At 61.1% G+C, this 18,847-nt stretch carries 15 protein-coding genes and 1 pseudogene; 11 read left to right on the top strand and 5 right to left on the bottom strand.

The window, feature by feature from the left end; all coding sequences use genetic code 11:
- Window positions 1-70: 70 nt before the first annotated feature.
- From P9254_RS27630 to panB, 3 genes are all read right to left on the bottom strand, one after another.
- Window positions 71-790: a LuxR family transcriptional regulator gene (locus P9254_RS27630; RefSeq protein WP_063169247.1), complete on the bottom strand. Its 720-nt coding sequence runs from the start codon at window positions 788-790 to the stop codon at window positions 71-73.
- Window positions 791-888: 98 nt separating this feature from the next.
- A complete protein-coding gene (panC, locus tag P9254_RS27625) occupies window positions 889-1,797 on the bottom strand; it encodes a pantoate--beta-alanine ligase (protein WP_063169248.1) in 909 nt (302 codons plus the stop codon).
- Window positions 1,794-2,630 carry a 3-methyl-2-oxobutanoate hydroxymethyltransferase gene (gene panB, locus P9254_RS27620; RefSeq protein WP_063169249.1) on the bottom strand — a complete coding sequence of 279 codons (837 nt, stop codon included), beginning with the start codon at window positions 2,628-2,630 and terminating at the stop codon, window positions 1,794-1,796. The genes panC and panB overlap by 4 nt, the downstream gene beginning before the upstream one ends.
- A 171-nt stretch (window positions 2,631-2,801) precedes the next feature.
- On the opposite strand from panB, the gene P9254_RS27615 reads away from it, so the two are divergent.
- The 10 genes from P9254_RS27615 (at window position 2,802) to P9254_RS27570 (ending at window position 14,195) form a co-directional block, all read left to right on the top strand.
- Window positions 2,802-3,764 (top strand): NUDIX hydrolase, encoded by a 963-nt coding sequence (locus P9254_RS27615; protein WP_024505567.1) that lies wholly within the window; start codon window positions 2,802-2,804, stop codon window positions 3,762-3,764.
- Between the two features lie 62 nt (window positions 3,765-3,826).
- Entirely contained in the window at window positions 3,827-4,801 is a 975-nt protein-coding gene (gene nadA / locus P9254_RS27610; RefSeq protein WP_063169250.1) for a quinolinate synthase NadA, read from the top strand.
- Window positions 4,798-6,339 carry an L-aspartate oxidase gene (locus P9254_RS27605; RefSeq protein WP_063169251.1) on the top strand — a complete coding sequence of 514 codons (1,542 nt, stop codon included), beginning with the start codon at window positions 4,798-4,800 and terminating at the stop codon, window positions 6,337-6,339. Before nadA ends, P9254_RS27605 begins: the two co-directional genes overlap by 4 nt.
- Window position 6,340: 1 nt before the next feature.
- Window positions 6,341-7,222: a carboxylating nicotinate-nucleotide diphosphorylase gene (nadC, locus tag P9254_RS27600; RefSeq protein WP_063169252.1), complete on the top strand. Its 882-nt coding sequence runs from the start codon at window positions 6,341-6,343 to the stop codon at window positions 7,220-7,222.
- Between the two features lie 174 nt (window positions 7,223-7,396).
- Window positions 7,397-8,365 (top strand): biotin synthase BioB, encoded by a 969-nt coding sequence (bioB, locus tag P9254_RS27595; RefSeq protein WP_224570943.1) that lies wholly within the window; start codon window positions 7,397-7,399, stop codon window positions 8,363-8,365.
- On the top strand, window positions 8,362-9,501 hold the full coding sequence (locus P9254_RS27590; RefSeq protein WP_024505572.1) for an 8-amino-7-oxononanoate synthase: 1,140 nt from the start codon (window positions 8,362-8,364) through the stop codon (window positions 9,499-9,501). Before bioB ends, P9254_RS27590 begins: the two co-directional genes overlap by 4 nt.
- On the top strand, window positions 9,498-10,133 hold the full coding sequence (bioD, locus tag P9254_RS27585; RefSeq protein ID WP_063169254.1) for a dethiobiotin synthase: 636 nt from the start codon (window positions 9,498-9,500) through the stop codon (window positions 10,131-10,133). Before P9254_RS27590 ends, bioD begins: the two co-directional genes overlap by 4 nt.
- A complete protein-coding gene (locus P9254_RS27580; RefSeq protein ID WP_063169255.1) occupies window positions 10,133-11,398 on the top strand; it encodes an adenosylmethionine--8-amino-7-oxononanoate transaminase in 1,266 nt (421 codons plus the stop codon). Before bioD ends, P9254_RS27580 begins: the two co-directional genes overlap by 1 nt.
- Window positions 11,395-12,378, top strand: coding sequence for a beta-ketoacyl-ACP synthase III (locus tag P9254_RS27575; protein ID WP_063169256.1), 984 nt, complete (start codon window positions 11,395-11,397; stop codon window positions 12,376-12,378). The genes P9254_RS27580 and P9254_RS27575 overlap by 4 nt, the downstream gene beginning before the upstream one ends.
- 173 nt (window positions 12,379-12,551) lie before the next feature.
- Window positions 12,552-14,195, top strand: coding sequence for an MFS transporter (locus tag P9254_RS27570; RefSeq protein WP_063169257.1), 1,644 nt, complete (start codon window positions 12,552-12,554; stop codon window positions 14,193-14,195).
- A gap of 234 nt (window positions 14,196-14,429) precedes the next feature.
- Here the strand turns inward: P9254_RS27570 and hemN are convergent.
- Window positions 14,430-15,756 (bottom strand): annotated as a pseudogene (gene hemN, locus P9254_RS27565) (oxygen-independent coproporphyrinogen III oxidase).
- 464 nt (window positions 15,757-16,220) lie between these two features.
- On the bottom strand, window positions 16,221-16,577 hold the full coding sequence (locus tag P9254_RS27560; RefSeq protein WP_024505577.1) for a hypothetical protein: 357 nt from the start codon (window positions 16,575-16,577) through the stop codon (window positions 16,221-16,223).
- A gap of 681 nt (window positions 16,578-17,258) precedes the next feature.
- Between P9254_RS27560 and P9254_RS27555 the strand changes: the two genes are divergently transcribed.
- Entirely contained in the window at window positions 17,259-18,398 is a 1,140-nt protein-coding gene (locus P9254_RS27555) for a porin (protein WP_063169258.1), read from the top strand.
- Window positions 18,399-18,847: the final 449 nt, after the last annotated feature.

Genomic DNA, 18,847 nt, shown 5'->3' with positions numbered 1-18,847 from the left:
TCCACGCAATCGAAGGGCAAAGCCGTCATGAATGCAGCCTGTAGACCTTTACAGCTAGACTTGGAGAGGATCAGGATCTCGCCCGAGCAGCCATCCGCACTACGGCCTGGTTGATGGTTCGCACGCCAAGCTTCGCCTTGGCGTTTTCCTGATGGAAGGTCACGGTGCGTTTCGAGACACCGAGAATCTGGCTGATATCCCAGGCCGACTTGCCGCACGCCGCCCATTTCAGGCACTCGAACTCCCGCCGGGTGAGCATTATGCCATCTACCACGCAATCTTCGGCGAGCCTGCGCCGGGCATGGATATGAACGTTGATCGCAACCAGTTGCATTGCTTTTTCGTAGCGCGTCAGCGACCTCAGAAATGGCGGATGCGCCTCGTTGGAGGCGAAGGTCAGTGCGGCGAACCGGCCGCGATGATCATGCATCGACATGGTCAGTCCGCCGCGAATGCCGAACTCAGCTGCTTTTTCCAGGACTTCCTGCTGAGAGGTCGGCAAATAACGGTGATCGCGGTCCACACCCCAGTCGAAGGTATCCCAGCCCCGCAGTCCCCGCAGGATCACGGGATCCACGCTGTGGTAGCGCTGTTGCAGGTAATGTGATGTCCATGATGATGGATAATTCGAGATCAATCGCGGCCTGTCGCCGGAAGCGGATGGGTAGGTGAAATAAGCGAAGAGCGGAAAGTCGAACCCGGCTGCGGCGGACGCCATTGCCTCATGGAGATCGACGGCATCGACGCTTGCAGAGAGTTGCTCGACCAAGGTTTCAAATACGCGATGCATCTGCGCTTAGCGTACCTCGCGGAGGTTGCTGGAAGCCGACGGAGACGTGGTTCTAAATGATGGCCTGTCCCTGCAGGGCATACGACGCGCCGCCGTCATCACCGCAATTGCTGTGCTGCTTCCGATTGGAGAGAGCTCCGCCCACCTGACCAACTACCGATGGGTGATATTGCGACGTTATCGATGAGCCGCGTGTCGCCAAGCCAAGCCGCAGCAAGCAAGCGTGCCGGTCGGTCAAGGCTTGCTAACGATTGCAGGTCTGTTTCTCCGCGAAGCTCCAGGTATTCGAGCTCGCGATAGCCGGCAGCCAGAATTGCTGCACGCGCTTCATCAAGCGTAGGCAGGATGGGGGAGCCGCGTGCAAGCCGCTCGGCCGTATCGAGCAGGACCGATGCTAGTTTTGGGGCAATGGCGCGTTGGGCTGGGGAGAGCCGCACGTTACGCGACGATAGCGCAAGACCATCGGCTTCGCGGACTGTCGGACAGGGCACAATAGTGATCGGAATGTCGAGATCCCGGACCAAGCGCCTGACAAGCTGAAGTTGCTGAAAATCCTTTTCGCCAAAAAAGGCGAAGTCAGCGCCGGCCTGCAGGAAGAGCTTGGCCACGACCGTCGCCACGCCATTGAAATGGCCGAGCCGGAATGCGCCGCAAAGGCATTCGCTGATGCCGGACACTGAAACGGCCGTGGCGAAGCCCACCTGGTACATTTCCTCTGTGTCCGGCACATAGAGCAGATGCGTGCCCAGCAGAGCGAGCTTGGCAGCATCGTCGCTTTCCGTCCGAGGGTAGGCAATCAGGTCGGCGGGGCTGTTGAACTGCTTGGGGTTTACGAACAGCGTCACGATCACCCGCTCGGCCCTTTCGAGCGCCTTCCGCACGAGGCTCAGATGCCCGTCGTGCAAGGCTCCCATGGTCGGCACAATACCGATCGTGGCACCCGAGCGACGCCATTGCGCAACGACGCCGCGCAGCTCGCTCACGGTTCGAGCGATCGGCACGCTCATGTGAAGTCACCGGCCTTCAAGGCGTTGACATAGAGATGTTCGACCGCCGGAAAGTGCCGGTTCCGCATATCGGTGGCGTAAGCGGCGATTGCCGCCTCAGCCTGCTCACCGAGCTCGGCATAGCGTTTGACGAACTTCGGCCGAAATGAGGTGAAGAGCCCGAGCATATCGTGGCTCACCAGAATCTGGCCGTCGCAAGCTGGCGAGGCACCGATGCCGATGGTGGGTATGTCGATATCGGCGGTTATCTGCCGTGCAAGCTGCTCCGGTATCTTTTCCAGCACCAAGGAGAAGGCGCCAGCTTCAGTTACCGCCCTGGCGTCGCGCCTGATCCGCTCTGCATCGGCTCCCCGGCCCTGCACACGATAGCCTCCAAACGTGTTTACCGCCTGCGGCGTCAGGCCCACATGGGCCATGACAGGTACGCCGCGCGCGGTAAGGAAGCGGATGGTTTCCGCGATGGTCTCGCCGCCCTCGATCTTTACCGCTGAACAACCGGTCTCACCCATCACGCGCGCAGCGTTGCCGAAAGCGTGCTCTGGGCTTTCCTCGTAGGAACCGAAGGGCAGGTCGACGACCATCAGCGCGTGTTCAAGGCCGCGGCGAACGGCCTGTCCGTGCATGATCATCATGTCGAGCGTGACCCCCAGCGTCGACGACAGGCCGTGCAGCACCATGCCGACGCTGTCGCCGACAAGAACGATGTCGCAGTGGCGATCGAGCAGCCTCGCGACCGGCGTGGTGTAGGCCGTCAAGCATACAAGTGGCGTCTGGCCTTTTCGCGATCGAATATCTGGAGGAGTCATCCCTTTTATCTCACCAGCCGCGCTCAACCGAGGCCCCTTCCCTTACGTTACCAACAGCGGGTGTCGCGTTTGGCATATTTTTGTGCGACTGCGAAGAGCTAAAAACAGCGCTTGAGTACTCCGGTGTTGACGTGCTGGCTTCCAAGGTTACATTCAATCGATTAAGGCGCTCCGTTGGGCCAACCCGCTTTCGCAAACATGGATCCTCAGACAAGAAGAACCAAGAAAGGCAAAGCCGCCGTCAAAGCTGACGAAGCCAAAGTGGACCTGACTGCCGTCGTGGTCGCCGTAAACGACAGTGAGCCCTGTGTCCTCACAGTCGGTCATGCGGACACCCTCCCTTCTGGACCTTTTGCCCTTGAGCATCGATCACTGCAGTCGGGTTTGAGGGGGTGGGTGGAGCAGCAGACCGGCCATGCACTTGGATACATCGAGCAACTCTACACCTTCGCCGATCGCGATCGCATCGGCACTGAGCGCCACCAGCGCGTCATCTCAATCAGCTATCTCGCATTGACCAGGAAGGAACAGGCAACGAACTCGGCCGCGTGCGGCTGGCAAAGTTGGTACGAATATTTTCCCTGGGAGGACCACCGCTTCGGCACGCCGCCTGTGCTGCTCGATAGATTGCGGCCCCGCCTGATTGAGTGGGCCGGCGGCGCCAGCGAGCCGACCACTCAACGCGAGCGCCGGCAGCGCGCTGCGATAGCCTTCGGCTTCGACGACCGCCATTGGAACGAGGAACTCACGCTCCAACGCTACGAGTTGCTCTATGAAGCTGCTCTGATTGAGGAGGCCGGTGGCGGCAGGGACGCGATTGCGGCCGCGGCTGGCAAACCAATGGTCGCTGACCACCGTCGTATTCTGGCAACCGGGATCGCGCGGCTGCGTTCGAAGATCAAATACCGGCCGGTCGTGTTCGAGCTTATGCGGCCTTCCTTCACGCTGCTGCAACTGCAGCGAACCGTGGAAGCTTTGGCTGGCAGGCTGATCAACAAGCCGAACTTCCGGAGATTGGTCGAGCAGCAGGAACTTGTTGAGGAGACCGGGGAGACCTCCCTCGACACGGGCGGCCGACCGGCGAAGCTTTATCGCTTCCGGCATGCCGTCCTCGACGACAGGGCTATCGCCGGGACAAAATTACCGCTGGCGCGGGCTTGACATACTTATAGTCAAGGTAGATATATTCCCTTATTGTCAAACCGAATATAATCGAGGCGCCAATGACTGGGGCGTTACCTATGGCTGCGTCCTTGTATGAGCGTGTCCGGCGGGTGATCCCACCCGTTGAATGGCCCGCGTTCGCCGGCGATATTGAAGCCATCTTAGCGCTGAAGCGTGAGCGCAATGCGGTGGTGCTGGCGCACAATTACCAGACGCCCGAAATTTTTCATTGCGTGGCAGACATCGTCGGCGACAGCCTGGCGTTGGCCCACAAGGCGGTGACGGTCGACGCCGACATCATCGTGGTTGCCGGCGTTCATTTCATGGCCGAGACGGCAAAACTGCTCAATCCGAACAAGACCGTGCTCATCCCGGATCTCCGCGCCGGCTGCTCGCTGGCCGAATCGATCACGGCAAACGACGTGCGGCTAATGCGGCTGCGGTATCCGGGGGTCCCCGTTGTTACTTACGTCAACACTTCCGCCGCCGTAAAAGCGGAGTCCGACATCTGCTGCACGTCCGGCAACGCCAAGGCGGTGGTGGAATCGCTTGGCGTGGCGCGTGTGCTGATGCTCCCGGACGAATATCTGGCGAGGAACGTGGCAGCCGATACAGACGTCGAGATCATCGCCTGGAAAGGCCATTGCGAGGTGCATGAGCGCTTCACCGCAGCAGACATCCGGGAACTGCGCGATGCCCATCCAGGCGTCATCGTGCTGGCCCATCCAGAATGCCCACCAGACGTTGTCGCGGAGGCGGAGTTCTCCGGCTCGACCGCGGCGATGTCGGATTATGTCGAGCGTGAGAAACCGAAGCGTGTCGTCCTTCTGACCGAATGTTCGATGAGCGACAACGTCGCGGTCGCGCATCCCGACGTCGAGTTCGTTCGCCCATGCAATCTGTGCCCGCACATGAAGCGCATCAACCTGGCCAACATTCGCGCCGCACTCGAGCAGAACCGGCATGAGGTCCGGATTGATCCCGAAATTGCCGGCCCCGCCCGCCGCGCGGTCGAGCGCATGCTTTCCCTATGAGTCTGGAGGTTCGCGAAATCGCGGGGGCGCCGGTCGTCATCGGCGGCGGCATTGCCGGCCTGATGACGGCGCTTCATCTGGCGCCGGAACCGGTCGTGCTTTTGACCAACGCGCCGCTTGGAACCGGAGCCTGCAGTGAACTTGCCCAGGGCGGTCTTGCGGCAAGTCTCGGGGGCGACGACGGCCCAGATTTTCACCTTTGCGACACGATAGCTGCCGGCGACGGACTCTGCGATGAGGCCACGGTGCGGCGAGTGGTACGAGCTGCACCCGAAGCGATTAGGACGATCCAAAGGTTCGGCGTCGACTTCGACCAGCACCCTGACCGCGCGTTGCGACTTGGGCTCGAGGCGGCACACTCGCGACGGCGGATTGTGCATGCAGCCGGCGACGCCACCGGTCGCGAGTTGGTGCGCGCGCTCGTCGCCGCGGTTCGGCGTACAGCCTCGATCACCATTATCGAAAATGTGGAGGTCCGCCGGCTGGTCGTGCAGGACGGGTCGGTCATCGCCGTGGTCGCAGCAGGACGAGCCGGCGCGCTCGCTCTGCCCACGCGTCGCGCGGTGCTGGCGACCGGCGGCGTCGGCGGGCTGTTTTGCGACACGACAAACCCCGCTGGCTCATGGGGTCACGGGCTGGCGCTCGCCGCATGGGCGGGGGCGGAACTCGCCGACTTGGAATTCATACAGTTCCATCCAACTGCGCTCGACGGTCCGCGCCGGCCGATGCCGCTGGTGAGCGAAGCCGTGCGTGGCGAAGGCGCGGTGCTCATCGATGAGCGAGGAGAGCGCTTCCTCGCCGACACACCTGGCGGTGAACTTGCGCCTCGCGACGTCGTAGCGCGCGCCATTTGGCACCAGCTTGCCGTTGGACGCCGCGTATTCCTGGACGCACGGCAAAGTCTCGGCCCGAGATTTGGCAAGCGTTTTCCAGGCATCGCCGAATTGTGCCGGAGCGCAGGAATCGACCCAGCGACCGACCTGATCCCGGTGCGCCCGGCGGCACATTATCACATGGGCGGCGTCGCCGTAGACAGCGCCGGCCGCAGCTCCATCGAGGGATTGTGGGCCTGCGGTGAGGTGGCCTGTACCGGCCTGCACGGCGCCAACCGCCTGGCCAGCAACTCGCTCACCGAAGCGGCGGTCACCGCGAGCTGGGTTGCCGAAAGCGTTGCCGGCACGTCGTATACCCGGCGACCGCGCAGATGCTCCACATTCGTCCCTCCACGACCAGACGCTTCCGTGGTCCGCCCGATTGTCTCCGCCGCCCTGGGTATCATCCGCGACGGCGAGGCAATGCGCGAAGCGGTGGCGACCCTGCTGCCGATCGCAGCCAATAGTGTCGCTGCCTCTGGTCCGGCTTTGGTCTCACTGATGATCGCCGCGGCGGCCCTGAGGCGGGAAGAGAGTCGAGGCGCGCACTGTCGGTCCGATTTCCCGCTCCACGATGCCAACGTGCGCCCATCACGGCTGACACTGCACAGCGCAATGCGGGCCGCGGCCGCACTCGATTGCCGGGCTACCATACGGAGCACTTGATATGACTTCATTCTCCCCCCTCCCCGCGACCCTGATCGAACCGATTGTGCGCGTTGCGCTCCTCGAAGACCTGGGCAGATCCGGCGACCTGACCACCGATGCGGTTATCCCGTATGATTGCACTGCCACGTTGGTGCTCAAAGCGAGGCAGGCGGGCGTCGTTGCCGGGCTCGATCTGGTCTCGTATGCCTTCCTTCTCGTGGAACCGGCGATCAACATCCAGATCTGGCGCCCTGATGGCAGCGAGGTTGGGGCCGGGGAAACCATTGCAAGATTGTCCGGACCCGCACGAGGCCTGCTCACGGCCGAACGCACGGCCCTCAATTTCTTATGCCGGCTGAGCGGCATTGCCACTGCCACAGCGGCCATGGTTGAGGCCGTGCGCGGTCACAAGGCGAGGATTGTATCGACGCGAAAGACGACGCCCGGGCTGCGGGCATTGGAGAAATACGCCGTGCGCGTCGGCGGCGGTGCCAATCACCGGTTCGGCCTCGATGACGGCGTGCTCATAAAGGACAACCACATCGCGATCGCCGGCGATATGCGCACAGCAATAGAGCGGGCGCGCGCCGCAGCAGGGCATATGGTGAAGGTCGAGGTCGAGGTCGACACGCTGAAGCAGCTCGATGCAGCGCTCGCGATTGGTGTTGACGCGGTGCTGCTCGACAATATGTCGGTCGAGGATCTTGCCCGCGCGGTTTCTATAGTGGATGGCCGTACGATCACCGAGGCGTCCGGTCGGGTGATGCCGAAAACGGCGGCGGCGATTGCGGCGACCGGTGTCGATCTCATCTCCATGGGTTGGCTGACGCACAGCGCCCCGATCCTCGACATCGGCCTGGACATGCCGGACCACCAGAACATCTGCAAGCACTTGAACTGAGGATTACGGCGTGAGGAGCAACATCAGCTCGGCAGGCGTAGGAGGTGCTGGAAAGACGTGCCGCAGCTCGCCTTTAGCGAGTGCGCCCCAAAGCCAAGAAGGCGTACCGGACTAGCAAACAAAGGTTTGACGATGACGATTGGAATGAACTCGGAGTTCGACGTGAACCAGACCATGCAATCGGTCGACGGAACGCCTCCGCGATGGAACCGCAAAGAGGCCGAGGCCATCTACGGCATGCCATTCAACGATCTGCTGTTCCTGGCTCAGACGATCCACCGCCAGAACTTCGATCGAAACCGAGTGCAGCTGTCGCGGCTCCTTAGCATCAAGACCGGCGGGTGCCCCGAAGATTGCGGCTATTGCAGCCAGTCTGCGCATTACGAAACCGGTGTGAAGGCGTCGAAGCTGGTGGACGTCAAGCATGTCATCGACGAAGCGGCCAAGGCGCGTGATGGCGGCGCAACGCGCTATTGCATGGGCGCGGCGTGGCGAAGTCCCAAGGAGCGCGACATGGACGTTGTGGTCGCCATGATTGAGGGCGTCAAGGCCCTCGGCATGGAGACCTGCATGACGCTCGGCATGCTCGATCTTGAGCAAGCTGCTCGCCTGAAGCAGGCCGGTCTCGACTACTATAACCACAACATCGATACCTCTGAGCGCTACTATGGCGAGGTTATTTCAACCAGGACTTTTGCCGACCGGCTGAAAACGCTTGGGCACGTGCGCGCGGTTGGGATGAAAGTCTGCTGCGGCGGCATTGTCGGGATGGGAGAAGAAAAGACCGATCGCATCGACATGCTGGTCACGCTCGCGAACCTGCCCGAGCCGCCGGAAAGCGTGCCGATCAACATGCTTATTCCCATCGAAGGCACGCCGCTTGCCGCGGCCGACGCCATCGATCCGATCGATTTCGTCCGCATCGTTGCGCTCGCGCGGGTGATGATGCCGAAATCCTATGTAAGGCTGTCCGCCGGCAGGACGGCGATGAGCGACGAAACGCAGGCGCTGTGCTTCTTTGCCGGCGCCAATTCGATCTTTGTCGGCGACACGCTGCTGACGGCGGGAAATCCCGGCGAGGACAAGGATACCCTTCTGTTCCGGCGCCTCGGCATTGAGCCTATGGAACTCGCCACGCAATGAAGGAGGCAATTCTTGCCCGCTATGACGCAACCTTGCGGGGACTGGGGCGCAAGGACCGGTTGCGGACGCTCGCACCGCGCGCCGGGCTCGACTTCTCGTCGAACGACTATATCGGACTTGCCGCCTCCAAAAGACTGGGCGATGCGGTTTCGACGGCGATTGCGCGGGGCACGCCAGTGGGCGCCACCGGATCGCGGCTGTTGCGCGGCAATGCACCGGAACATGAGCAACTGGAGGCGGACGCAGCGGCATTTTTCGGAGCCGAGCGTGCACTGTTCTTCGGCAGCGGCTATATCGCCAACTTCGCTCTGCTGACGGCCCTGCCGCAGAAAGGCGACCTGCTGGTCCTCGACGAGCTCGCTCATGCCAGCATGCATGAGGGTGCCCAGGCCGGGCGCGCTGAGTTCAAGCTGGCCGCGCACAACGACGTCGACGCTGTCGAGGACGCAATCACCCGCTGGCGCGCCGAAGGCGGCATGGGGCGGGTGTGGATCGCCTTCGAAAGCCTTTACAGCATGGATGGCGACCGTGCGCCGATGGAGAGCCTGGTCGCGCTGGCTGATCGGTACCAGGCATTCATCGTCGTCGATGAAGCGCATGCCACCGGCGTCTGGGGACCGGACGGCCGGGGACTGGCCGCCGCGTATGAAGGCCGCGACAACATCGTCACGCTCCACACATGCGGCAAGGCGCTTGGCGCATCCGGCGCGCTCGTTACCGGACCGCGAACACTGTGCGACTATCTTATCAACCGGTGCCGGCCATTCATCTATGCGACCGCACCATCGCCGCTGATGGCAGTCGCGGCACGTGAGGCGCTGACTATTCTGTCTGACGAGCCTATGCGTCGTGCTCAGTTGCACGAGCGTGTCGCTTTCGCGAGCCGGCAATTGGCCGAACGCTGCGGCGTGATGCCCAGCGGCTCGCAGATCCAGCCGCTTGTGATCGGCGATAACAGCCGCACCATGGCGGTGGCGGCAGGACTGCAGGCACGCGGCTTCGACATACGCGGCATTCGCCCGCCGACAGTGCCTGAGGGTACGTCGCGCCTGCGCATTTCGCTGACTCTCAACGTCGACGAAGCCGACATTTCCGCCATGGTCGAGGCTCTCGTCGGAGTGTTGGCCACAGCATGACCAAACGCATCGTCGTCACCGGAACAGACACTGGAATTGGCAAGACAGTGTTTTCGGCCGGACTTGCCGGGCTGCTCGACGGCTTCTACTGGAAGCCGGTGCAATCGGGCCTCAACGAGGAGACCGACAGCGAGGTCGTCGCCCGGCTTTCCGGCTTGCCCGACGGACGCGTGCTGCCCGAAGTCTATCGACTGACGATGCCGCTGTCGCCGCATCGATCAGCCGAAATCGACGGCGTCGCGATCGAGGCCGACGATCTTTCATTTCCGGTCCTGCCGACACCGCTCGTCATCGAAGGCGCCGGCGGGCTGATGGTGCCGCTCAATCGACAGACAAGGTTCATTGACATATTCGAACAATGGCGGCTGCCGGTCATACTGTGCGCCCGCACCGCGCTTGGCACCATCAATCATACGCTGTTGTCGATCGAGGCCCTGAGAGCCCGCTCCATCCCGCTCATCGGCATTGCCTTCATTGGCGAAGAGGTGGCCGATACACAAAGGACAATCGTGGAATTCGGCGGCGTGCCGCAGCTGGGCAGGCTGCCGCACCTCGGTCCGCTGACGGGTGAAACGTTGAGAGATGCAATGATTTCCGGCTTCGACCTGGCCATGATTGCCGGAGGCGACTGATGGCGGAGTCTCGAGTCTGGCATCCGTTCACGCAGCACGCGCTAGAGCCCTCGCTCCCTGAAATCGTGCTGACTGAAGGCGCCTATCTCCACAAGGCCGACGGCTTCCGCATCCTCGATGCGATTTCTTCCTGGTGGGTCGTCACCCATGGCCATCGCCACCCCCGCATCATGAAGGCCATCGAGACGACCGCCTCGAGCCTCGACCAGATCATCTTCGCGGGCTTCACCCACGAGCCGGCCGAACGGCTGGCCGAGGCGCTTGTAGGCATCGCACCCGCCGGCCTCCACCGGGTGTTCTATTCCGACAGTGGCTCGACCTCAGTCGAAGTCGCGCTGAAGATGGCGCTCGGCTATTTCCGTAACATCGGCGCGTCGCGTTCGCGCATCGCCGTCATGGAGCACAGCTATCATGGCGACACCATCGGCACGATGAGCGTCGGCGCCCGTGGCGTCTTCAACGCCGCCTATGAGCCTTTGCTGTTCGAGGTCGACACCATCCCCTTCCCGGCCGCCGGGCGCGAGCAGGAAACGCTGGATCGGTTCGAGGCCGTTAGCCGCGACCGGCGCGCAGCCGCGCTGATCGTCGAGCCGCTGGTGCTTGGCGCCGGCGGCATGCTGATGTATCCGGCCTGGGTTCTTGCCGAATTGAAGAGGATCGCCGAAGCCTCCGGCACGCTCGTGATCGCCGATGAAGTGATGACCGGCTGGGGGCGCACCGGAACCATGTTTGCCTGCGAACAGGCGTCCGTCTCGCCCGACATCTTGTGCACCTCGAAAGGTCTGACCGGTGGTACCATCCCGCTGGCCGCCACGATCGCCACCGATGCCATCTTCCACGCTCACTTTTCGGAGGATCGCAAGAAGACGTTTTTCCATTCGAGCTCCTACACCGCCAATCCGATCGCCTGCGCGGCAGCACTTGCCAATGTCGAGATCTGGCGTGACGAGCCGGTGGCCGAGCGGATCGCGGTCTTGAGCGCGAGGCAGGCCGCGGGGCTGCAACGCTTCCGGGACAATCCATATTTCACCGACTGCCGGACAACCGGCACCATCGCGGCACTCGACCTACGCACCGGCTCAGCCGGTTATCTGGCCGAGATCGGGCCAAAACTGCGCGCTTTTTTCCTTGAGCGCGGCCTGTTGGTGCGCCCGCTCGGCAATGTCCTCTATCTTCTGCCGCCCTATTGCATCACCAGCGACGAATTGGACGGGCTCTATGACGCGATAGAGGAGGCCGGCGAACGCTTCGGCTCGCGGCCATGAACCTATCGTCGCGCGTTCTCGGCTTCGGCCATCATGCGCCGACGCGCAAGGTCGAGAACCCGGAAATCGAAGACCGGCTCGGGCTTGAGCCCGGCTGGATCGAGCGGCGCACCGGAATTCGCTCGCGCTTCTGGGCAACAGACGAAGACACGCTGTCGGGCCTTGCCGCCTCTGCCGGCGACATGGCGCTGACCAATGCCGGTATCGACCGCGGCGACGTCGGTCTACTCTTGCTCGCCACGTCGACGCCCGATCACCTTCTGCCGCCAAGCGCGCCGCTGGTCGCACATCGGCTGGGGCTAGGCCGCGCCGGAGCGATCGACCTGACCGGCGCCTGCGCCGGCTTCATCTATGCGCTGATGTTCGCCGACGGGTTCACCCGCCTGCACGGCAAAGCGAGCCTTGTCATCGCCGCCAACATCCTCAGCCACCGCATCAATTTGGCCGAGCGCGCCAGCGCCGTGCTGTTTGCCGATGCCGCCGGCGCCATGGTGATCAGTCCTTGCGATGACCCGGATCGAGGCATTCTCGGCGCTTCGGTGGATTCCGACGGCTCGCGCTACGGGCTAATCCAGATTCCCGCCGGGGGAAGCAACACTCCGTTCCATGCCGACCTCGACCTCGCGCAGACACGGATGACGATCACTGACGGCCGTGAAGTATTCAGCAAGGCCGTGGAGATGATGACCGCCTGCTCGAGAGATGCGCTCACTGCTGCCCGACTGAGGCCGCAAGACCTCGATCGTTTCGTGCCGCATCAGGCCAATGCGCGCATTTTCGACGCGGTCGGCAGGAACCTCGGCATCGCTGATCACTCGATCGTCAAGACGATCGCCGAATATGGCAACTCTTCCGCCGCGACGATCCCGCTCTCATTGTCGCTGGCCCATCGGGCGCAGCCGTTTCGGCCTGGCGAGAAAGTCCTCTTGGCGGCAGCGGGTGCGGGTCTCAGCGGCGGCGCGCTTGTGGTGGGAATTTAGCAAAGCAATGCTTGCGCACAGGACTGCTCATGAATGAGACTATGAGAATGGCTCAATACGCAAATAGTCGCCGGCAAGCTCCATAGAGCTGGGGTCCGTGCGGTGCTCCGCGATGTCTAAGTATCGACCCGCTTGCTCAAATCGCAGCGCTCATCGAAGGCCAGCAATACCTCATGCAGAGCGAAAATCCCCAACCGCCCGTTTCAAAGACGCTCGCCCCATTTCGAAACAAGGTGTTTCGCTCAATTTGGGCGGCCACCCAGATTTCCAGCCTCGGTTGGCTAGTGCAAACGGTCGCCATCAGTTGGCTTATGGCAACGATTTCAGCGTCCGACCTCATGGTGGCACTCGTCCAGGCCGCATCCACATTGCCGGTGTTCTTCCTCTCAGTTTTCGCCGGAGCCATTGCCGACAACTTCAGCCGCCGGTGGGTGATGTTTGCGGGACACTGCCTGATAGCATCGGCGTCGACGACGCTGATGATTTCTGTGGGTCTGGGATTTGTCAGTCCTTGGCTGATTCTCGGGTTAGGTTTCCTGGCCGGCTGCGGCTTTGCCTTGAATGATCCGGCTTGGCACGCTTCGGTCGGCGATATCCTTCACAAACGCGACATTCCGGCCGCAGTGACGCTTATGTCCGTCGGATACAACATTGTGCGCAGCGTTGGTCCAGCCTTGGGGGGCGTGATCCTGGCCGTCTTTGGGCCGCTGGCCGCTTTCGCCTTGGCTGCGGTGAGTGATCTGGCGCCCATAAGCGCGATATGGCGCACCAAATGGGAGGTCCGCTCTTCGCCTCTCCCTCGTGAGAGAATGACGACGGCAATTCATGACGGAGTGCGCTTTACGGCGATGTCTTTGGAGATCAGGGCAGCGACCGCCCGAGCCGCTCTTTTCGGGTTGGCAAGCATCTCCATTCTGGCGTTGCTCCCCCTCGTCGTCCGGGATCAGTTGAAGAGTGGGCCAATTGTCTACGGTATCTTATTGGCCGGCTTCGGCATGGGTGCTTTCATCGCGGGTATGGGCAACGGCTTCTTGAGGAAGGTCACGTCTCAAAACAGGCTGGTGGCCTTCGCCTCTGTGGCTTGTGCAGTCTGTTGCCTCTCCCTTGCCCTTACATCGTCGCTTCCTGTGGCGGCCATTTCGCTGGCGCTCGGCGGAGCGGGTTGGCTTATCACCTGGACGGGCATTGACGTGTCGGTGCAGTTGGCAAGCCCAAGGTGGGTTGTAGGCCGCACGCTCTCCATTTACTACGCCTTGAGCGCAGGCGGTATGGCTGCTGGCAGCTGGATCTGGGGTTCTGTCGCGCAAAACTATTCCTTGACCTCAGCATTGGAGGGCGCCGCAGGCGCTCTGTTGCTGGTTGCAGCAGCGGGGATCGTGTTGCCGGTCCGTCCCTGGGAAGAAACCGATCAAGAAAGTTCAGTTTTTCATCCGCCGGACGTGGCTCTCGATCTGAAACCCAGAAGTGGCCCTATCGTGGCCAAGGTCGAGTATTTGATATCGGAGGAAAATATCGAGGCCTTTCTGGGCTCCATGCGCACGCGGCGACACGTCCAGAGCCGTGCCGGTGCACGAAACTGGACGCTCCAGCGAAATCTGCAAACACCGTCACTTTGGACGGAGACATTCCGCACCCCCACCTGGATGGACTTTCTCCGCCTAAATCATCGACTCACCGCAGCAGATAAGGAAGTCGCCCAGCATCTCCTGTCACTGCATGAAGGAGAGGTGCCTCCGCAGACAGTGCTTTCGATTGAACGGACGACCGAGGCAATTCGTACCCGTACCTCGACAATCTTTTCTCGTCCTCCAAGATGACGCCATCAAGCTGCTGTCCAGGGACAGGGTGGATCACCGGTGCTTTGCAGAGCACAGCCTCACACCGAGAGCAGCGTGCTCCGGGTTGTGCGCTTTCGCGCGCACCCAGGCGAGATGATGGTGAACGCGGCGTCAAGTGGAAGTCCCCTGCATACGCTTGCGGAGTCTTCTGCGAGAGCCCATGCCGACGAGCGCCAAACAAGGTCTGATGCCTTTCGGCGTCGTGGCCTCAACTCATCGATTCGCGAGAAAAGCATCGAATGCAGCAGCAACGGCGCGAACAACAAAGCGGTGCTCCGGCCGCACGCGGATGAAGCCGTTTTCGACGTCCAGGATCCCCTCCTCAGCCAGCGTCACCAAACTCTCAACTGAATCGAGAAAACGAGCTGGTTCGATTTCGTGGGCGGCACAGATGGTCGGCACGTCGGCCTCCAAATCGCACATCAGTCGCTCGATGATCGCTGCGCGCACCCGGTCATCGTCGGTCAGACGGTGACCCTTTGATGTCGCCAGACGTCCACTTGCGATGTGCCGGGCGTAAGAATCCCGTGTTACTTCGTTCTGAACATACCCCTCGCGGACTCGGCCAATAGCCGACGCGCCGAAGCCGATCACGTTTTGCAAGTATCGGCCGAGTATCCCAGCGAATTACGCCGTAGGCGCCCGGTCTTCTGGCGCTAGCGCAAGTTCGTCGTCCGGCGGAGCGAAATGATCGAGCCCGATCTCCCGGTAGCCAGCGCCAACCAGTGTCTCGGCGACAGTTGCAGCCTGTTCGGCGCGAAGATCGCCGTCCGGTAGACCTGCCTGCTCGATTAGGCGCTGATTCTTTATCACGGAAGGAATATGCGCGTATCCGAACACCGCAAGCCGGTTGGGGCGCATGGCGACCGCAGCCATCGCGGTCTGGATGCAGGACTGCACAGTCTGTTTCGGTAGACCGAAGATGAGGTCGAAGTTGATATGGCCAACGCCATGCCGGCGGAGATTTTGGACTGCAGCGGCCGTCTGCACCTTACTCTGGATCCGATTGATCGCCTTTGCACATCGGGATCAAAGCTCTGCATCCGATGCTCGCGCGGTTGACACCGTTAGCTGCCAGGGCTTCGGCCATTTCCGGTGTGAACGTTCGGGGATCGATCTCCACGGCGATCGCAGCAGTTTTGCTGAAAGCGAAGTGGCGGCGTAGAAATTCCATCAGCGCCAAGTGCTCGGCTGGCCCGATAAGGTGAGGCGTTCCGCCGCCGAAATGCACATCGCTCACCGGCAGCCCTTGCCGCACTTGCTCCGACACCAAACTGATCTCCTGACGCAGCACCGCTAAATAATTAAGGATCGGGCCGTTGCGACGGATGACCGCGGTAGGGAAGCCGCAATACCAGCACATGGATCGGCAAAACGGAATGTGGAAATAGAGCGACACCGATTCGTCGGCCGGGAGGCCCCCCAGCCATTCCTCATAATCGTCAGCACCAACTGCCGCAGAGAAGTCTGGCACAGTCGGATAGATGGTATACCAAGGCGGCCGGGGGTCCCGGTACTTTGTCAGGATTGAGGTGTGCAAGGAGCTGTCATCCCACGTCGCTCATCCATCATTCTTTCGTTGCGCGCTCGTCCTGGTCTCTGACCTAAGTCAGTGCGTCCCGCTTATGTCGCAGTCTCGTTTGGACAGGATGGGGTCAACCACGCCGGGGAGCGCGCGTGCCATGGTTGCGCCTGAGGTGATGGTGCGGTGCCGCATTCAACGTCTGAGTACGTGACGCCAGTGCAGTGTGCTTGAGGCGTCTGCGGAAGAACTTTGCAATGCGAAATTCATGTCCGACGCAACGGACCTGTCAAGCCTCGTTCAGACGCCATCCAGGTCCAGCCAGCGGCCTTCCCTGCCGGCCGAAAAACCATACCGGCTTTAGCCACCGAGACGCTCTAAAGCTGACGTCGGCTCATTTGATGAAAGGAGGACGCCGCTAGGGGGTGCACAAGGTTCCCCGGCTTGACGTCGCTTCGAGCGAAGAGCGGTGTGGCTTGTCGTCAAGCGCCGGGCAGCGTGCCCCCTACCGATATCCCGAAAAGATCGACCAAGATGGCCATGCCGACGCCACACGCGGTCTGGATGAGGCCGACCATGAAAATGCGATTGGCGCGTTCGTAGATGGGGCGCCGCAAGGAACTCATGTCGAGCAGCATGGACAGCGCTCTCATCTGCAGTGCGATGCCGAGCAGGATCGGCACTACGGCGAACAGATCGTAGAGTTGCCATGGCAAGGGGTTCGCGGCCCAATGAGTGAGGAAGCCGAGGGAAAAGGCAAGCAGGATACCCACGGCAGTGATTGTGCCGTTGCGGAAAATGGTCTCGATCGGTTCTTCCTTCGGATCGTGCTCGTCCAAGCGGCTTCCTTTCGTTGCTCTTTCCGTCGAGACTAAGTTCTCGAGAATACTGTTCATCGCCAATTACTCGAGGCGAGCCGTAGGCAGCCGTTTCAGGGTGCGCTCCCTCTCGCTTCCGGCCGCGCAATGTACCTGCACGGCGAACTTACAGCGGCGAAAAGGTGCTGCGGCCACCATGCGACGCCTCGGACGTGCACGCCCTCTGTTCCTGGCGCAGCCCTTGCGGAGCGTACGCGCAGTGATCCTTCTCGGTAGCGGATGGCGCGGCCTCCGTTGCGGTCAGACGGGAAGCCGTCGCTGTTAAACGAGACTGTCACATATCGAACATGGCGAACCGTGTCGCACATTTCTTTTCGCAGTGACCCTCAAAAAAAGTGATTCCAGCGAGACGAAGGCGCGTCGGCCCGATTTTGGTGTCGGCCGCATCTACGCTTCAGGTTGGCATGTCGCTTGCTGCTCTATTCGGAGAGCTGCAGCGGTCCGACCGGAGTGTTTCACATGTAAACGATAATGAATCTCCTAGCAGAAAACACTATTATAAGTACATGTGGCTTTTACGCTGGCTCACCTCTCGTGTCAAGCGCTTTGGCGTCCACATATTGGAGACAACACGCACAAAATTTAGAGGAAAAGCTTGCTCTTTCGCCTCTATCCTTTTTATTCCTTCATGGAGATCTAGACATGTACATCAAGAGTCCTCTTCTCGGCTTAACTGCTCTGATGACCATTTCCGTCGGTCGAGCAGCTGGCGCCGAGCGGGAACCGGCCGAGTACATCAAGATCTGCGACGTCCTCGGCTCGGGATATTCCTATATTCCCAACACCGAGACCTGCCTGCGCATCGGCGGCTATGTCCGTTACGATATCGGCCTGGGTGACGTCCGATCGTATGACAGCGCAAGAACCTCGGACGTGAGAACTGGCGAGGACCAAGGCACTTGGCGAAACAGCACACGCTTCACGTTCAAAACTTGGACCGGCCAGCAGACCGAGCTCGGCGCGTTGACGACCTATACCGAAACCCAGGTGAATTTTGGCAACAGCGCTAACTCGCATGACAGTCCTCAGAACTATGATTTCAACAGCGGCCTCGCACTGGCTTCTGCCTGGGTCGAGCTGGGAGGCCTGCGAGTTGGCAAGGAGGGGTCGGCCTTCGATACGTTTGCAAGCTACGCTGGCAACGTTCTCGATAGTATGCTCGTTCCGTCGGCCGGCTTCGACACCAACGTGGCTCAGTACCACTTCGACGCCGGCAACGGCATTTCGACTGTGATTTCGCTCGAACAAGGATCGGGCTCAGCCGGTACTATCGACAGCTATATTCCGCACGTTGTCGCCGGCTTGAAATACACGCAAGGCTGGGGCTCGATCATCGGCGTCGCGGCTTATGACAGCAATTACGAAGCTTTTGCCGGCAAGATCCGCGTCGACGTCGCTGTCACAAACCAGCTGTCGCTGTTTGGACTCTTCGGCTACGGTTCCAATGCCAGTCTCAACGAGGACTCAAACGGCGCAATTGCCAATCATGGGCGCGGCTCGTACAAAATCTGGAACGGCCAGTGGGCTTTCTGGGCGGGCGCCACCTACGAGTTTGACGAGAAAACTTCGTTCAACCTTCAGGTCTCGGGTGATCAGCTCAAGGATGCTGGTGTGGCTGCAAACGTCGCCTACATGGTCGTTCCCGGCTTCACGGTCACAGCCGAGGTCGATTACGACCACTACGGCAACTCTGGCCTCGGCCCTGCCGAGCCTACCGCCGTCAAGGGCACGAGCAAGCCGAACAGCGTCGGCGGCATTCTCCGCTTACAAGGCTCATTTTGAAATCTCTCCAGTCGCGAGCATGGCAAAGGCACTTGCCTCGACAACGCACGCATGGAGAGCTTCGTTCGCCATCTTGAAGTCTGCATCGACCGTCCACGGCCCATCGTACCAACTAGAAACTGAAAGTTATGAGCCCTGTGTACTACACCTAGCCCTTGACCTGCCCGATGAACCGGCCAGGGGCCGTCAGTTCAAATTCGGGGCCGTTTAGAGGGCAGTGTGAGGCCGTGTTAGGTAAGCGCCACTGCAATGTCGAGGCCGCGACACGCCTGTCGCTTTGGACGGCTGGAATTGCCCTTCGCGGCGCCATTCATTCTCTCAACATTTACGTGATAATGCACGCTGAGTCCGAGCCGCGTGGCAGCACCCATCCTAGGTGTGAGCTTTCGAGAGGTTGTCCATTCGGACCGGACCGAGGAGACTGGAGTTACCACGCTTCAGCATCCATC

This window comes from Mesorhizobium sp. WSM4983 (assembly GCF_029625765.1).
Classification (GTDB): domain Bacteria; phylum Pseudomonadota; class Alphaproteobacteria; order Rhizobiales; family Rhizobiaceae; genus Mesorhizobium.
Note: the sequence above shows the minus strand (reverse complement) of the source record. Positions and strands in the feature narration are given on the sequence as shown.

Excerpts from the sequence above, each read along its gene's own strand:
- P9254_RS27580 (WP_063169255.1), top strand. The coding sequence starts at position 10,133 with ATGGCGGAGTCTCGAGTCTGGCATCCGTTCACGCAGCACGCGCTAGAG.
- P9254_RS27590 (WP_024505572.1), top strand. The coding sequence starts at position 8,362 with ATGAAGGAGGCAATTCTTGCCCGCTATGACGCAACCTTGCGGGGACTG.
- P9254_RS27555 (WP_063169258.1), top strand. The coding sequence starts at position 17,259 with ATGTACATCAAGAGTCCTCTTCTCGGCTTAACTGCTCTGATGACCATT.
- P9254_RS27570 (WP_063169257.1), top strand. The coding sequence starts at position 12,552 with ATGCAGAGCGAAAATCCCCAACCGCCCGTTTCAAAGACGCTCGCCCCA.
- P9254_RS27605 (WP_063169251.1), top strand. The coding sequence starts at position 4,798 with ATGAGTCTGGAGGTTCGCGAAATCGCGGGGGCGCCGGTCGTCATCGGC.
- panC (WP_063169248.1), bottom strand. The coding sequence starts at position 1,797 with ATGAGCGTGCCGATCGCTCGAACCGTGAGCGAGCTGCGCGGCGTCGTT.
- bioB (WP_224570943.1), top strand. The coding sequence starts at position 7,397 with ATGCAATCGGTCGACGGAACGCCTCCGCGATGGAACCGCAAAGAGGCC.
- bioD (WP_063169254.1), top strand. The coding sequence starts at position 9,498 with ATGACCAAACGCATCGTCGTCACCGGAACAGACACTGGAATTGGCAAG.
- P9254_RS27575 (WP_063169256.1), top strand. The coding sequence starts at position 11,395 with ATGAACCTATCGTCGCGCGTTCTCGGCTTCGGCCATCATGCGCCGACG.
- P9254_RS27615 (WP_024505567.1), top strand. The coding sequence starts at position 2,802 with ATGGATCCTCAGACAAGAAGAACCAAGAAAGGCAAAGCCGCCGTCAAA.
- nadA (WP_063169250.1), top strand. The coding sequence starts at position 3,827 with ATGACTGGGGCGTTACCTATGGCTGCGTCCTTGTATGAGCGTGTCCGG.
- P9254_RS27630 (WP_063169247.1), bottom strand. The coding sequence starts at position 790 with ATGCATCGCGTATTTGAAACCTTGGTCGAGCAACTCTCTGCAAGCGTC.
- nadC (WP_063169252.1), top strand. The coding sequence starts at position 6,341 with ATGACTTCATTCTCCCCCCTCCCCGCGACCCTGATCGAACCGATTGTG.